This is a genomic window from Streptomyces sp. NPDC058671, assembly GCF_042716475.1.
Taxonomy (GTDB): Bacteria; Actinomycetota; Actinomycetes; order Streptomycetales; family Streptomycetaceae; genus Streptomyces.
Genome location: NZ_JBHXSA010000011.1, coordinates 192,941 through 208,985, shown reverse-complemented (window position 1 = coordinate 208,985; position 16,045 = coordinate 192,941). Strand labels below are relative to the sequence as shown.

Genomic DNA, 16,045 nt, shown 5'->3' with positions numbered 1-16,045 from the left:
GGCGGCCCTTCCTTTGCCGCGTTACGGTGGGCCGGGGGCACATGCACCTCTTTACCTTCTTCCGTGGGGGCGTAAAACGGGGGGCCGGCCCGCCGGGGCCCCGGCGGCCCGCCCTACGGTTCATCCGAGCTCATCCGACAGGGGTCGGACCTCGGCGGTCAGAAACGCTTCCACCAGGGCCGGCCGTCGTTGTACGGCTGCCACGGCCGGTGTCGGCCGATACCGGGACGCCGGTGATAGTGCCACCTCTTCCACCAACTGCCGCCGGACCAGTTGTGCCGGTGGTAGTGGACGCCGAATTTCCGCTGGCCCTTCCAGCTGAAGTCGCACCCGCCACCGCCCGTGTTGGGGAAGCGGCCGCAGCGGATCTTGCTGTTGCGCCAGACGCTCTTCGCTCCGCGCCACAGCTTCTTGCCGCCGCGCCAGATCTTCTTGCAGTGCTTCCAGCAGGCGATGGCGCCGCGGACGGCGACCCACACCCAGCGGCCGTCGAGGTCGAACTTGTTCCTCGGGTCCGCGTAGGCGTACTCGTACGCGTTGGCGCTCCCGCCGTAGACCGGGTCCATGGAGAGGAACCGGCCGGTGACGGGGTTGTAGAGGCGGACACCCATGAGGGTGACGCCGGACACCGTCTCGGCGGACCGCTGCTTGGCGCCGAGCCAGTTGTAGCGGGCGGTCGCCCGGCCCTGGCGCGGTTTGCCGTACTCGTCGGTGTCGAGCACCACGGGCGCCTGGCTCGTGTCCAGGGGCAGCTGCATGGCGATGTCGCCGTGGAGCGTACCGATCTGGAGGACGACGTCGCCGCCGGCTGCCGTGGTCGCGGCGAGGTCACCGGACGCGGACTCGACGTTGCGGCTGATCGCACCGGTGGTGGTGTCCTCGACGATCCAGCGCGGGTTGTCCCCCTCGCCGTCGTAGTGGTTCAGCTTGGACTCGGTCGGCGTCCAGGCGGTGCCGCTGCCGGTCTCGACCTTCCAGGAGCGGAACCGCTGTTCGGAGTCGAGCGTCCAGGTCTGGCGCTCCGTACCCGCGGTGATCTGCTGGACGAGGTCGTTGGCGTGGTACGCGACGGTGCTGCCGGGCAGCGCCGTGGTGCGGCCGAACGCGTCGTACGTGTAGCCGGCGTCGACGAGACGGTCGGCGGTGTCGTAGGTGTGGGTGGTGGTGGTGCCCCCGGTGGCCGGGCAGTCCGCGCCGGGCGTGCCGGTCGCGGTGGTCAGCGAGGTGCGGTTCGCGCGCTTGTCGAAGGTGTAGGCGCGCCGGGTGCAGACGGTCTCCGAGGTGTCGAGGACCGAGGTGAGCCGGCCCACCGCGTCGTAGCCGAACTTCTGGTCCGACCAGCCGGTGTGGGCGGTGTTCTGACCGTGCGCGTTCTCGGTGACCGAGTCGCTGTAGACCACGGCGCCGTCACTGTTGCGGGTGTAGGTGCGGTTGACCGCGGCACCGGTGGTGTCCTCGGTCTGAGTGACGGTGTAGCCGCCGGGCAGGGTCTCCTTGGTGACGGAGCCGTCGGCGTCGTAGACCGCTCCGAAGGCGCCCGCGACCGAGTCGGTCACCGAGGTGGCCAGACCGCGCGGTTCGGTGGTGTGGTCGTAGGTGTAGGTGACCGTCGACGGCGCGGTGTCGGTGACCTTGACCGGACGGTCGAGCAGGTCGTACTCGGTCCGGGTGGTGCCGCCGTCGGCGTCGGTGTACGAGATCAGGCGGCCGAGCTTGTCGTAGGCCTTGGTGATCGTGCCGCCGGTGGTCGAGGTGGTCTTCGTCTCCTGGCCGGTGACCGGATCGTACGTGGTCGTGGCCGCGGGCACGGCGGTGCCGAGGCCGCTGCTGCCGGTGATGGTGACCGTGGTGGGGCGGCCCGCGGCGTCGTGGTCGGTGACCGTGGTGCGGGTGGCGCCGTTGGCGGTGTCCGTGGTCCTGGTCACCTGGCCGAAGAGGCCGTACTCGGTGCTGGTGTCGGAGATCTCGGCGGGCTGAGTGCTGCCGGTGGCGGTGCCGCCGGGGCCGGTCCAGCAGACGAGGTCGGCCCACTCCGGGCGGCCGGCGCAGGAGCCGGTGCCGGTAGCGGTCCAGTAGGCGGTGACCCGGGTGGCCGGGTCGGAGCCGGTGCCGCCGGGCTGGGTGATGTCCGTCAGGCGGCCCTGCGCGTCGTACACCATGCCGGTGACCAGGTTGATGCCGCCCGGGTCCTGGATGGTCAGCGTGGGCAGGCCCTTCACCCAGTCGTACTGGGTCTCGTTGACACGCTTCTCACCCATGACCGAGTAGTAGTCACGGACCCGGGCACCGGTGATGCTCAGGGTCACCTGGTCCTTGACCTTGGCGGTGCCGTCGGTCGGACGGCCCTCGTCGTACTCGTTGACGGTCCAGGAACGGGCCGGCACCGAGGTGCCCGCGGCCACCAGGACGGTGGTGCCGTCCTTGAGGTCCTGGGTGAGGTCGATGCGATGCATCGGGCCGAACTCCTCCATCTTGCGCACGCCGGTGGCGTCGTAGAGGGAGGTGGTCGACAGCAGGTGCGCGCGCTCCGCGGAGGAGAGAGAGCCGATGCCGAGGTCCGCCAGGGCCTGCCGGCCGACGGCGGTGGTGTCGAGGGCGAGTGCACGGTTGGCCGCGCTCAGCTCGCGGACGGTGTTGCCGAACCGGTCGTGCTCGGTGGTGGTGAGGTGACCGCCGGGTGTGGCGGTGTTGACCTCACGCCCGGAGGCCCCGAGGTAGTGCACCGTGGCGCGCTTGTAGGCGGCTGCGGTGAGCGAGGAGCCGGTGTGGGCGGTCGGCACGGAGTCGGCGGGGAAGACCGCCGTGGCGTCCGTCGGCGCGTCCAGCTGGCCCCAGGTCTTCACCTCGGCGGCGCCCATCCCGTAAGGGGCTGTGGTCCCGGTCAGCGGCACGTCGTAGACGACCGAGGTCGTCGCGGTGCCCTCGGCGACGTCGGCGGTGCCCTGCTTGAGGCCGGAGCGGCCGACCTTCAGCAGCATGCCCTCGCCGCCGACCGAGCCGCCCGCGTTGCCGTACGTGAAGCTGTACGGCAGGCGTCCGGCATGCTCCATCCACACGACCCGGCCGCCGGAGTAGGCGTACTGGGTCTCGGTCTGCTGCCCGAGCCGGGGGTCCCAGGTCTGGCGCAGCTTGCCGGTGTTGTCGTAGCGGTACCTGGCGACGGGGGTGGCGGTCGCCGAGGCCGCGCCGGGGGCGGTGGCCCACAGCCGGATCTCGTTGACCTGGCCCGCGAAGTCACCGAACTCGGCGTCGGTGGACGTACCGGTGGCGGTGGTGGTCGTCGCGTACACGAACTCCAGTGAGCGGCAGCCCTTGGTGGACGGCGTGGCCGTGCACGTGGCGGGCGTGACCGCGGAGGTGGGCGCGATGATCCGCTTGGGCCGGGCGAACTTCTGGGTGCCGACGGTGACGGTCTCGGAGACCACGGTCGTGGTGGAGTTGTTGAGACCGTCGACCAGGCTGCTGGACACCTGCCAGGTGGTGGCGGCGGCGTCCGGCTTGGTGAAGGTCGTCACCGAACCGTCGGTGTCGGACAGCGTGAAGCTGCCGGTGACGCTGCCGGTGAGGGTGAGGTCCTCGCCGCCGGGCTCGGAGACCCAGCCGGTCTTCGCCGCGTTGGCGGTGAAGTGCAGGGCCTCGCCGTCCTCCGTCACCACGTCCACCGCGGTGTCGGAGGTCCGGCGCAGGTAGGAGTACTCGGACTCGCTCTCCTCCGCGAACGTGCCGGCGACCCATTCCTTGCCGAAGATCGCGGCCTGGCCGGTCTGGTTCGCACCCGCTTCGGGTCGGCGGGAGGACGCCGTACGGCTGATCTCCACGCCGAAGAACGAGGCGTCCTTCTCGGACAGGGTGTAGTCGCCGTTGAGCAGGTTCAGCGAGCCCGGACCGACCTCTTGGGAGGCCGCACCGGAGGCGTTGCGATCCACCACGACGGTCAGCGGCTCGGTGCTGCCGGAGGCGGAGCCGGGGCCGGTGAAGTCGGCCTTGATCTGGACGGTGCCGTCCGGGTTGACCGTGGTGGTGGTGTTCCACACCAGCGGGCTGTTCTTGCCGCCGGCGAGGGCGACCGGCCAGGCGGTCAGCGCGGTGCCGCCGGAGGTGACGTCACCGGCGGGGATCGCGGTCCACGGGTCGGCGGCGGAGCGGCGCCACGAGAACGACACCTTGTCGTACTTGGCGCCGTCGACCTCGACAGCCAGCGGCAGCCGGCGCGCGGTGCGCTCGCCCTCGGCCGGCTGGAGGAAGCCGCCCGGGCCGGCGTGGAAGGTGTAGTTCGCGGCCTCGGACTTGTTGTCGGCCCTGTCGACCTGCCGCACCTGGAGGGTGTGGGTGCCGTTCTTCGGCGGGGTGACGCCGATGGCCTTGGCGGCGGTGGAGCCGGCGGTGGCGACCTTGGTCCAGGTCACGCCGTCGAGGGACCACTCCAGCCAGTTGTGGTCGGTGCCGTTCGGGGTGACGGTGAAGGTTCCGGCCTGCCCTGCGCCCTTGACCCACGTGGTGGTCGGGTAGTCCGTCGAGGTGATGCCGGTGGGGGCGGACGGTGCGGCGGTGTCGACCGTGAAGGTCTTCCACGCCGACCAGCCCAGGTTGTAGTGGGCTCCGTCGTACGGGGAGGTGCGGAACTTGTACGTCTTGCCATGGGTGAGCACACCGGCCGGGACGGTCACGGAGGCGACCTGGCCGGAGTTCACCCAGGGGGAGACGATGACATTGCCGACCTGGGTGTTGGTGGCGTTGTCGAAGATCTGGAAGGTGCCGTTGACCTTGTCGCCGTTGGTGTCGACGAACGTGTCGCGCAGCGTCGGGGTGAGGGTGTTGACGACGTAGGCGCCGCCGTAGGAGAAGTACGGCGGGCCCGCCTCCTGCTTCGTGCCCGTGCGCGGCCGGTAGTTGTAGGTGACCGTCAGCTTGGGGACGTTGGAGGCGGCGTTGGCGGAGTTGACCCGCTTCCACTCCTTGGTGTCGTTCTCGTCGGTGGCCTTCAGGCCCATGCCGGCGCGGTCCCACTTGTTGTTCGCCCACTGCTGGACCAGGTCGGTGACGTCGGCGTTGATCCACCCGTCGGGCTGCGCCGAGCAGCTCGGGCTTCCCTTGGTCTGGGTGGAGGTGGCCAACTTGGTGACCATGGCGGGCTGGTTGGTCCAGCGCGAGGCGGTGGAGGCGGTGTTCGCCGTCCACACCTCCCAGGGCTGTGCGGTGCAGTCGGTGTTGCCGGAGTGGAAGTTCCACAGGCTCAGGGTGGCGCTGGAGACCATCGCGTCGGAGACCGGCGCGGTGTTCCACGTGATGAAGGAACGGGCCGTGCGCCAGGTGCCGTCGCCGTTCTTCGTCCCCGGGTTGCCGAGATCGAGTTCGACGTCGTTGGACCAGTCGACGGTCTCGCCCTGCTGGACGTAGGTGTCGAACAGGTTGCCCAGCGACGACGTGGACGGGTCCACGGTCACGGGGTATGCGGTGGCCGGGTCCGCGAGGAAGGCCGCGTCCGGAGTGATGACCAGGTCGACGCCCCCCTTGGTCTTGACGACCTTCATCGCGACCTTGGAACGGTGGGTGTGCTCACCGGAGACCTTGTCCACGGTGGAGTCCCACATCACCGGGGCCGGCATCGTCGCGGTCTTCTTCGACTTCCTGTCCGTGAACAGCACACTGCCGTCGGCCTGCTGCTGAACCTTCAGGCCCTTGGTCTTCAGCGGCAGCGTGTAGGAGAAGCCGTCGGTGGTGGGCTTCTGTTTGACGACCACGAACTGCTCGAAGCCGGTGCGGGTCGCCTCGACGACGACGTCTCCGTCGGGCACGGCGTTCTCGTACGTGGCGCGGGTGCCGTCCAGCTTCGGCTGCGACAGGCCACCTCTCCACTGGAGGGTGATCTGCTCGTCACCCTCGCCGAGGGTGACGAGGTCACGGGCGGGCGCGGTGCCGTTCTGCGCGAGGGCCGTCAGCTTCTCGCCGCCCGGTGCGCCGAGTTCCAGTCCCGTGGGGTGAGCCTTGGACTGGACGCTGCCGTCCGTGTTCCGCACCAGGTCGATGTCCACGTCACGCCAGGCACCGGTGATCCTGTCGCGGAAGCGAACGGGTCCGGCGGCCATCTCGGTGGTGAGACTGCCGTCCTTGTCGGCCCAGGTCGTCGAGGTCCCGGTGCGCTCCGACAGCGCCTCGACCCGCTTGCCGTACAGCCGTGCGGCCACCCGGGCCGACGGTATGTCGGCGGCGGACGCGGGCCCTCCGGCCACCCGGGGCTTGTCGTCCGTCACCGGGTTCAACGGCGCGGCGATCGCGGCTTCCGTCCCGAACACGACGGATACCGACATGACGACGGCGAGACCGGTCGCGATCGAACGCAGACCCGGCTGCCGCGTCCCCCCTCTACGGTGCCAGGCCGGTAGACGCCGGAACATGGGCTTTCTCACTGTCCTCCCCCTTACAACGATGTCGTGGCGCACCCGTTCGGATGCACCGCAGAGGACGTTAATGAGACCCACAAGATCGCCAATTGGTCGGTTGGCGGGCAAAACGATCAAGGCGGCGAGAGGGCAGGGCGTGATGCGCGTCACCCATGCGAAGAACCGGTCAGTTATCGAAAACGTTCGGCCATGCACGGCGGTCATCAGCACGAACGCCGGGTGGATCCCGGTGTACCGCAGCCCGAACCGGACGGAGTGCTCGCGGTGGCCGAGTGACACCGGCTCCGCCCAGGACGCCGTGATCGTCGGACGCACCTCTTCCAAGGGGCCCGGCGGCCGCCCGACCTGACTGATCGCTCGTCCCCTCCCTTGCGGACTGTGGCCTCGCTGACATCGGCAGCCTGGGCGACCGCCCGTATACCGCCGTGTCCCAGGACCCGGGCCTGGTCCATCCCCTGAGGGTGAGGCTGTACGGGCGAGCGATGCCGCTCGTCGCGTGGTGGACACTGAGCCATTTCCAGGACGGCGGTGCTGACCGCGGGCCACGGCACATGAGCCCGTCGCGTCTGAGCTGCGCCAACGTGGGTAGGCGGGGAGAACTGCCGCCCTTTCGGCCCAGGGAGTGCGAGGGGACCTACGGCCCCGCACGCCCGCCGCACGAGGAGATGCCCGCCATGATCCCCGCCCCGGTCCCGCCCCTCCCCCGCCCGGCGGCGCCCGCAGCCGCCCGTGCGTCTGTCGCCGTCCCGCCTTCGGCGCTCGACGCGATGCTGGACGCCGCCTACGAAACGCACCGCCGCTTCTGGCACGGCGCTTTCGCCGAGCCCTGTCCGACCTGCCACGTCTCGGCGGGCGAACTCTGCCTGGCGCGTCGCAGTGTGCACGCCGCCCGCCGCCTGGCGCACCGGACTCGGGTGGTGCAAGCCAAGCCGGTCTCCCACACGGCCGCGGAGGCCTGCTGAACGCGTGGATGGGTGACGTCGGCGTCACGTGCCGGTCGGGCCGCCGCCCCGGCGCCGGCCCCGGGAGCCGCCGGGCGGCAGGGAGCGGCGTGTGACAACCGCCGGACCCTGTCGCCGTTTTCGGCGTAGCGGGTGAGTTCGGTGAGCAGTGCGGTGTCGGGGTTGCCGCTGAAGACTCGGATGCGCCTGGAGCCGTGGATGGTCGAGGCAAGGGTCGTGGCGAGGCCTGGCGGCGTATCCGTTCGGTTCGACGGAGAGGCCCAGGACAGTGGTCCTGGCCGCGCCGGGGGTGGTGAAGGTCGCCACCGCGCGGCAGATCCGCCTGCTGATGGCCCCGGGACACGCGAACGGTCCTGAACGGGGCGAAGGACGCGCCACCCAAGGCCTGGTCGTCTCGCCGGGGTCGGCGAAGAGCGTCAACGCGGCCGGCCGCTCGGCCCCCTGCTCACCGCACGCGGCAAGCCCGACGACCACACCGCGCACCCGGCGACGCGAGAACCCCGTCGACCCTCGTGATCACGGCAGCCGGTGGGCCGCGTCAGTTGCCGGCCAGGGCGAGTCCGGCCTCGCGCGCCTGCTCTTTGGCGGCGGTGTGGTGCTGGTCCGCGAGGTCCCGCAGCTGCTCCATGGCCGGTGTGGTGGCAGCCAGGGTCAGCTCGCGCTTGACCAGGGTGAGGTCGGCCTGCCACACGTCGCGGATGATGCGCTCGAGGTACGAGGTGGAGTGGTCCCATCCTTCGCGCGGCGTGCCGGGGCCGTAGCCGCCGCCGATGGTGGTGATCAGGGCGGTGGGCTTGCCCTTGAGCACCGGGTCGGTGGGGCCGGCTCCGGCGATGACGAGGTCGACCCAGGCCTTGAAGTGCTGGGAGACACCGAAGTTGTAGAACGGCACCGCGAGGACGACCGCGTCCGCGCTGCGCAGCTCCTCCACGAGCGTGGCCGCGAGAGCCGCCGCGTCGCGCTGGGCCGGGCTCCGGTCCGCCTCGGGGGTGAAGCCCGCCGTGGTCGCCAGGGCCCAGGCCTCGGAGGGGAGGGGGTCCGTGGCGATGTGCCGTCGCGTCACGGTGGCACCGGGGTGCGCGGCAGTCCACTCGGCCTCGACCAGGGAGGCCAGTTCGGTGCTGGCCGAAGTGGTCGGAAAGATGCTCGCGTCCAGACGGAACAGGTTCATGGTGGAACTCCTCAAGGGCAGTCGTAGAGGGCGGTCGGCGGGAAGGCCCGGAGCGGACACCTCGCCGCCCCCATAAACGGACTATACCCCGCTTAATATGGAGGGCGGTAGGTTGGGCAGGTGAACGGATCCCTCATCCCTCTGGGCCGGCCCCGCCCCGAACGCGCCGACGCCGTGCGCAACCGCGAGCTGCTCCTCGCGACCGTTCGGGAGATGGTGGCCGACGGGGGTGCCTGCAGCGTCACGATGGACGCTCTCGCCGAACGTGCCGGTCTGGGCAAGGGCACTGTCTTCCGGCGCTTCGGCACCCGCGCCGGCATCTTCCGCGCCCTGCTCGATGCCGACGACCGCGCCTTCCAGGAACAGGTGCTCTACGGCCCGCCTCCGCTGGGTCCGGGTGCGCCGGCGCTCGACCGCATGGTTGCCTACGGGCAGGCCAGGATCGCCTTCCTCCTGGACCATCACAGCGTCGCCCGCGCCGCCCTCGACCGGAACCAGCCCGTCCCCGCCGGCCCGGCGTCGATCACGCGTGTGCACCTGCGCGTCCTGCTGGGACAGGCCGAGGTCGATCTCCCCGACCTGGACAGCCTGGCCGTCCAGCTGACCGGCGCCCTCGAAGGCCCGCTCCTGCTGTTCCTGGCCATGCCCGAGACCGACAGCCCCCTGTCCTCGACCGAAGGGCGCCCACTGGCCGACAGCTGGAGCGTCCTCATCCACCGCCTACTGAGCGCCGCACCCGACCGCGAGACGGGCTGACCGGCAGCGCGGACACCGGTCACCGCGAAACCCGACATATAGGCTGACACGGGGATGTTTACCTCCTCCCGCGCCACTGGTGCGGCAACCAACGGTAAGGAGATCGGTCGTGACGACCACGGGCCGCGCTAGCGTGCAGCACGAGGACGAGCGGGTGCGGGTCACCCGCTGGGACTTCGAACCCGGTCAGAGCACAGGCCGCCACGTGCACGAACACGACTACGTCGTCGTCCCCGTCACAGACGGCCTCACCGACGTGATCGCCCCCGACGGCACCGTCAGCTCCTCACAGCTGCGCGCGGGGCAGTCCTATGCTCGCCCGGCCGGCGGCGAACATGAGGTGGTCAACGCCGGCACCTCGCCGCTGGCCTTCGTCGAGATCGAGATGAAGCGGAATCAACCGCACCCCGAACTCCGTTGAGCTTCCTCGGCCCGGCCATCGCCAAGGGCTGACGGACCGGCCCCGGCCTACCGGGCGCCGCCGCCCCTGTTCACAGCGAACCATCTGCCGGGCAGCCTGGAGGCTGGCCGGCGGACGCGTTCTGTGCACAGGTGGACGGGCAGCCACGGCGGTGGAGGATCACCCGCTACGGCGGCGGTACTCACTTCGGACGTGTGCCCTACAGCCGCCGCGGCGAGCAAGTCCTGGGCCCGTGGGCGCGTGTTCCGGCACCCTGTCTCTACCAGCGTTCGTCGGGTTCTCCATCCATGGAAACGTGCAGAGACAATCCTCGTCGCCACCGCGCCCCAGGGCATGGTGCTGTTGGCACGGCAGCCGGTCCGGAAGGATCCGCCGGAGATGATGCTTTGTCGGAGGGCGGCGGGCCGGAGGGCCGGGCACACGCGTGGATCGGTGCTCTCGCGGCCGTTCCACGAGGCCGGGTGTGCGCACCACCGAGCTCGTCGGCGGATCGGTGGCGCCGGGGCCTTTCGGTACAGTGCGGGGGTTGACCATCTGGTCGGTGCCCTGGGGGGATGAGCGAGACGAGGAACATGCCGGAACAAGCGAGCCCGCCCGCGATAGCAATGAAGGAACCTCTGGCCGCGTCGTCGGCCGAGGCGGCACGGTTGGCGGCGGTGCGTCGTTACGACATTCTCGACACCCCTCCGGACGGAGCCTACGACCGAGTCGCGGCGCTGGCCGCGCGCCTGTTCGCGGTGCCGGTGGCTACGGTGACGATCGTGGACGAGGACCGCATCTGGTTCAAGGCCACGCACGGGCTGGAAGGCGTCGCCGAGATCGGCCGTGATCCGGGTCTGTGCGCCTCGGCGGTGCTCACGGATGACACCACCGTCATCCCCGACACCCTGCTCGATCCGGTCGCCTGCTCCAATCCGCTGGTCGCCGGCCCGATGGGGGTGCGGTTCTACGCCGCCGCTCCGATCATCACCTCCGACGGGCACCGGCTGGGTACGGTCAACGTCCTCGACACCCGCCCCCGGGAGATCAGCGACGCCGATTCGGCCACGCTGGCGGACCTGGCGGCGGTGGTACGTGACCAGCTGGAGCTGCGGCTGTCGGCGTTGCACGTCGTGCGCGTCGAGCAGGAGCGCCGCAAGGCCGAGCAGGAAAAGCGCCAGGCCGAGGAAGCGGCCCGACAGCGCGCGGAGCGGGACAAGGCGGCCATCGCCGCGTTCGCCTCCACCTTGCAGCGCACTCTGGTGCCTCCCGCGCTGCCCGCGGTACCGGGGCTGGAGCTGGCCTGCCACTACAAGACCGCCTCCCCGCAGGAAGTGGGCGGCGACTTCTACGACGTGTTCCCCGTGGGCGGGGGCCGGTGGGCGTTCTTCCTGGGCGATGTGTGCGGCAAGGGTGCCGAAGCCGCCTCCGTCACCTCACTGACCCGCTACACGCTGCGGGCCGCGGCCCTCGTCGACGCGGACCCGACGGCCGCGCTGAAGGCCCTGAACACGGCGCTGCTTCTGGACGCGGCGGTCGGCACCCGCTTCTGCACCGCCGTCTTCGGCCTGCTCGATCCCGTCCGGGAGGGCGGTTTCACGGTCACGCTGGCGACCGGCGGCCACCCGCCCGCCTATCACCTCAGCCCCGCCGAGGGCGGCGGCGTGCAGGTCGAGGCGGTCCGGGCCAAGGGCGGGATGCTGGTCGGCGCGTTCGCCGAGGCCGCCTTCGCCTCACTCAGCCTGTACCTGGCACCCGGCGAAGGACTCCTGCTGTACACCGACGGTCTGACCGAGGCACGTACCGCCGACGGTGACATGCTCGCCGAAAGCGGACTGACCGCTTTCCTCGCTCAGCGCCGGGCGCCGGTCAGTGCCGGTGTCCTGATCGACGACACCGTCGCGCTGCTGGACACGCTCCCCGACACCGAACGGGACGACGTGGCCCTGCTGGCTCTCTCTGTTCCCACCGCGGATGCCGCTCCTGCGGGCATCACCACCACCGCTCACAGCGCCGCCGCGCCGACCGCACACACCGACGCCTCCGTCGGGCAGGAGAACCGACGCCCATGACCGACGCCCTGCACATCGACGTCCCGCACACCGACGGCACTCTGGCAGTGATCGCGCTGTCCGGCGAATTCGACATCACCACCGCCCCCGCCGTGCGAACCCGCGCCCTGGACCTCATCGCGGACGGACACCCCGACCTGGTCGCCGACCTGTCGGGCGTCACCTTCTGCGACTCCTCCGGGCTGGGAGCCCTCGTCGGCATCTGGCGCTGCGCCAAGGAAGCCGGTGGCTCCCTGACCCTCGCGACCATCCCCGACCGGCTGAACCGCATGCTCGGCGTCACCGGAATGGACACCTTCCTGCCCGCCCATCCCAGCACCGAGGCCGCGCTCGCAGCACGCCGAGGCGACCGCTCCACCACCTGACCCCCTCGCTCGCCGGGGCGCCGTCGACGAGCCGGCCGGCACTGCACAGCCCGGCCCTTCTCCCCCGGCCGACGGGGGCATGGCCACGCGCGCGCCGCGACCAACGCACTGGTCGCGACGCGCGCTCATCCGCTCCGCCATGGCGCTACACGTCGGGAGACGGCGTGCAGCGCATCGGATACCCTTCGCCCCTCGTGCGGGTCAGTAGGACTCGATTACTACACTGCGCCCTGACATCACGGGACGCCCACGACAAGTGGCCGAGATGAACGGGGAGCGGCATGGCTACGGGGGGATGGGGGCCGGGCCACGGTCCCGGTCAAGCCGGCGGCAACGAACCGGGAGGCCCGGGCGACTGGGGCGCTCCGTACGGACCACCGCAGGGCGGCCCGTACGGTCCACCGCCACCGAATCCGGGCTCGTACCCCAACCAGCCTTCGTACGCCTACGGTCCCCAGCCCTCGAGGCCCGCCGTCCGGCGTTCCCGCGGCTGCCTGTCGTACGTCTCACCCTTCGGGCTGGTCTCCGCGATCCTGCGCTCCGCCCACCGCGTCGCCGCCAGGCTCTTCGCGCAGGAGGGTGAGGGCCGGATCATGGACCGCGTCGTGGACCGCGTCCAGCTGGCCCGCACCGTGCTCGGTGCTGCCGCCACCATCGCCCTGGTCCTCGCCTACAACGTGGACCGGAACCGCTGGGAGGATGCGGCCTGGGGCGGCGTCGCCAATCTCATCGTCGCTCCGTTCGTCCTGCTCATCGCCGGGCCGCTGGTCATCCTCGGATTCATCTCCTACGCGCCCCCGCACCTGCGACCGCTTCTGCGTTCCCGGCTGCGCGCTCCGCTCAAGGCGGTCGGCTGGTACGTGCTGACGTTGGGCGTCATCGGCGGAATTCTCGTACTCACGGCCCAGATCGACGACCGTGACGGGAAGAGCTGGTGGGAATACGCACTGGCCGTCGCCGCGCTCCTCGTCATCGTGTGGGGTCTCCCCTTCTTCTTCCTGGCGTCGCTGTACTCGGCCCGAAGCGCCTTCAACAGCGCCCAGGTCCACCCCATGCTGCCGCCCGTCCTCACCCTGGCGCTGGTGTGGGTGTTCGCGGGTTTCAACCTGGTCGGCGACGGCATGCCGGGGGGCCCGCCCGTCGTCCAGCTCTGCTCCGTGCTGGGGGGGCCGCTGTCGGTAACGGCTGTTTCGCTGTGGGAACTGCGGCGGATGAGGACCCGGTTCGGCGTCACCCTGCGCGCCTGATCCGGCTTCGGTGCGCCCCGCTCGCAGTCGACGCGCCGCGTGACGTGGGGTGCCGGCCCAATGGGTCGCCTCAGTGCTCGCTGACCTGCCGGCACGAGCACCCCTCCCTCACTGCCGACCGGCATACCGCCCTCACCCCCGCCGGGTTGCTGCCCGGCGGATCACAGGAGATGGGCCGTCAAACATCTCACCAAGGCCCAGCGGGACCTCGGTCGCTCCGGGGCCTCCCGCCTCGGCGTGCGGTGCGTCGCCGAGACCGACAAACGCCTGCCTCCGTCCGCACGCCGGGGCGGCCACCCCCCCCCGCGGGACCCGGGTCCGCCCCGCCGCCCTTCGGATCCGGGTCCGGGCGGCGGGACGTGTCAGACGATCGGGTGGCGCGGAGTCGGCGTCGCCGGGTAGACGGAGCTGGACTCGCGCGGGCCGAACGGCGCCGCTGCGACGCCCGTGCCGCGGTAGACGAATGAGCCGCTCTTGCCGTAGGCGAACAGGTCGTTGCGTCCGTCGCGGTCCACGTCGCCCACGCCGACGAGGTGGGTGTACGCGCCCCAGCCCGAGCCGACCCTGACCCGGGCGGCGAACGAGGAGCCCGTGGCACCCGGGTAGAGCCACAGGACGCCGGCGGTGTCCCGGGCGAGGAGGTCGCCCCGCGGCGTACCGGCGACGTCGCCGACGGCGGTGATCTGGTTCATCCCGCCCCAGCCCCCGCCGACCTTCGTACGACCCCGGAAGGGCGCGGACCAGTTGCCCGTGCCCTGGTACGCCCACAGGACGCCGGACGTGTCGCCGGCGAGCAGGTCGGACCATCCGTCGCCGTTGAGGTCGCTGCCACCGGTGATCTTGTTGTACGCGTTCCAGCCGGAGCCGATCCTGGTCCGGCCGGCGAAGGTGCCGTCGCCCTTGCCGAGGTACAGCCAGAGGACGCCGGAGGCGTCCCGCGCGACCATGTCGGGGGCGGGGGCACCGGCGACGTTGCCGACGGCCTCGATCTCGTTGTAGCCGTTCCACCCGGCGCCGACGAGCTTGCTCTCCGGCGACCAGTAGTCAGTGGAGGACGAGGTCTTCCTGACCTCGTCGCGCCACAGGCGGCCGGAGGCGTCGCGGGACAGCAGGTCCGGGGCGCCGTTGTCGTCGTAATCGTGCAGGCCCGCGCTGCGGGTCACCTTGAAGGTGCCCGTCTTCCTCAGGTCCGGGCCGATGCCGTTGAGCGGCTTGGCGTCGAGCTGCCAGGTGTAGTCGCCGTTGGGCGCGAGGACGCCGTCGGCCAGGGTGCCCTGCCACTCGCGGCGGACCCCGTCCTGGTTCTCGAACGGGAACTCCACGGTCTTGCCGGTGCGGACGTGGCGCAGGGTGACCTTGCCGGACGCGTTCTCCCGGGACAACTGCCACTGGAGGGTGGCCTTGCCGCCGTTCTTGTCCAGGTCGACCGTGGACGGGACGTCGGTGGAGGTGAGGGCCAGCGCGGTGGGGGTGTCGGTGTCGGCCACCAGGGTGGCGACCGGCACGCTGTCGTCGCCGGGGTGGATGCGGTAGATGCCCTCGCCCTGGGCGACCGTGCCGCCGCGCGCGTAGAGGTCACCATTGGGGGCGGTGGCGGTGCTGGAGACGTGGTCGAGGAGCTTGACCGTGGTCCCGGGGTCGGCCAGGGAGCGGGCGGTCACCGGAAAGAGAGCCGAGGTGACAGTGGCGGTGCGGCCGTTGGACTCGGCGGTGGTCACCCAGTTGCCCACCAGGTTGACGTCGATGGGGGCGCCGGTCGACGCCTGGCCGAGGTCCGTGGTGACCTCTGGGGCGTCGACGCCGCGGACGGCTGTCACCAGTTGGACGCGGTGGGTGTCGGTGCGCTCGATCCAGGCCCAGTGGGTGCGGGAGACGAAGGCGTCGGAGCCGGTCTGTTCGGAATGCGTCTGGCGCGGACCGTCCACCGCCTGGCCGGTGGCGGTGTCCACGGCGACGAGGAAGGTGCGCAGTTCCGCGCCTGTGCCGGTGGAGTACTGGAGGAGCGCGATTCCGGGGGTGCTCGCCCAGACGCGGCCCAAGCGGGCGTTGCCGGGGATGACGGTGACGTCGCGAATGGTGGTGGTGCCCGAGGCGCGGCTCAGCAGGTTCACGTCGAGCACACCGGTGTCCTGGTCGGTGCGGGACATGACCAGTGTCTCGCCGGCGACGCCGCGGAGCGCGTAGCGCTGGTCGTTGTGAGACAGGCCGTACCGGACGTTGTCGCTGCTGGTCATGTCGTTGACCCAGTAGACGACTTCCCTGTCCTTGCGGGAGAAGACGATGTCGGACTGGGCGCCCATGAAGCTGGTGCGGGGCGCGGTCAGGGACTTGGTCGCGCCGTCGACGTAGTCGGTCCAGCGGTACTCGGTGCCGGACGGGTACACGACGCTGGTGAGGTAGCCGGTCGCGCCGGCGCTGACTATCTCCGTGGGGTGGGGCAGCGTGACTGCGGCGGCCGCCTGGGCGGGCGCCTGGATGGCGGTCACCGGGGCAGCGGTCGCGGGTACGGTCGTCAGCGCGGTGCCGGCCGTGACGGCCACGACGGCGGTGACGGCGGCGAGAAGACGGGTGGACGAACGGTACTGCACGGTGGGTTCCCCCGAAGAAAAACCGTCCTGCGGCGGGCGCCGCACCTCGGTTGGACCCGTGATCGACAGCAATGGTTGTCCGC

Annotated in this window: 10 protein-coding genes; 7 read left to right on the top strand and 3 right to left on the bottom strand. The window is 71.0% G+C overall.

Annotated elements, in window-relative coordinates; genetic code table 11:
- Positions 1-158: 158 nt before the first annotated feature.
- A complete protein-coding gene (locus tag ACFWV2_RS16705; RefSeq protein WP_384405752.1) occupies positions 159-6,308 on the bottom strand; it encodes a DNRLRE domain-containing protein in 6,150 nt (2,049 codons plus the stop codon).
- Between the two features lie 123 nt (positions 6,309-6,431).
- On the opposite strand from ACFWV2_RS16705, the gene ACFWV2_RS16700 reads away from it, so the two are divergent.
- Positions 6,432-6,677, top strand: coding sequence for a hypothetical protein (locus ACFWV2_RS16700; RefSeq protein WP_384405784.1), 246 nt, complete (start codon positions 6,432-6,434; stop codon positions 6,675-6,677).
- Between the two features lie 398 nt (positions 6,678-7,075).
- Complete coding sequence (locus ACFWV2_RS16695; protein ID WP_384405751.1) at positions 7,076-7,363, top strand: hypothetical protein; 288 nt, start codon at positions 7,076-7,078, stop codon at positions 7,361-7,363.
- A gap of 538 nt (positions 7,364-7,901) precedes the next feature.
- On the opposite strand, the gene ACFWV2_RS16690 is transcribed toward ACFWV2_RS16695, so the two are convergent.
- The gene (locus ACFWV2_RS16690) at positions 7,902-8,534 is read right to left on the bottom strand and encodes an FMN-dependent NADH-azoreductase (RefSeq protein WP_384405750.1); all 633 of its coding nucleotides are present in this window, start codon (positions 8,532-8,534) and stop codon (positions 7,902-7,904) included.
- A gap of 120 nt (positions 8,535-8,654) precedes the next feature.
- On the opposite strand from ACFWV2_RS16690, the gene ACFWV2_RS16685 reads away from it, so the two are divergent.
- The 5 genes from ACFWV2_RS16685 to ACFWV2_RS16665 all read left to right on the top strand — a co-directional run bounded on the left by ACFWV2_RS16685 (position 8,655) and on the right by ACFWV2_RS16665 (position 13,374).
- Positions 8,655-9,290 carry a TetR/AcrR family transcriptional regulator gene (locus ACFWV2_RS16685; protein ID WP_384405749.1) on the top strand — a complete coding sequence of 212 codons (636 nt, stop codon included), beginning with the start codon at positions 8,655-8,657 and terminating at the stop codon, positions 9,288-9,290.
- 109 nt (positions 9,291-9,399) lie between these two features.
- A complete protein-coding gene (locus ACFWV2_RS16680; protein ID WP_384405748.1) occupies positions 9,400-9,711 on the top strand; it encodes a cupin domain-containing protein in 312 nt (103 codons plus the stop codon).
- A 554-nt stretch (positions 9,712-10,265) separates the two neighbouring features.
- The gene (locus tag ACFWV2_RS16675; RefSeq protein WP_384405747.1) at positions 10,266-11,762 is read left to right on the top strand and encodes a PP2C family protein-serine/threonine phosphatase; all 1,497 of its coding nucleotides are present in this window, start codon (positions 10,266-10,268) and stop codon (positions 11,760-11,762) included.
- On the top strand, positions 11,759-12,127 hold the full coding sequence (locus tag ACFWV2_RS16670) for an STAS domain-containing protein (RefSeq protein ID WP_384405746.1): 369 nt from the start codon (positions 11,759-11,761) through the stop codon (positions 12,125-12,127). Before ACFWV2_RS16675 ends, ACFWV2_RS16670 begins: the two co-directional genes overlap by 4 nt.
- Positions 12,128-12,720: 593 nt before the next feature.
- On the top strand, positions 12,721-13,374 hold the full coding sequence (locus ACFWV2_RS16665) for a hypothetical protein (protein WP_384405745.1): 654 nt from the start codon (positions 12,721-12,723) through the stop codon (positions 13,372-13,374).
- Positions 13,375-13,736: 362 nt separating this feature from the next.
- Here ACFWV2_RS16665 and ACFWV2_RS16660 read toward each other — a convergent pair whose 3' ends face one another.
- A complete protein-coding gene (locus ACFWV2_RS16660) occupies positions 13,737-15,962 on the bottom strand; it encodes an FG-GAP repeat domain-containing protein (RefSeq protein WP_384405744.1) in 2,226 nt (741 codons plus the stop codon).
- Positions 15,963-16,045: the final 83 nt, after the last annotated feature.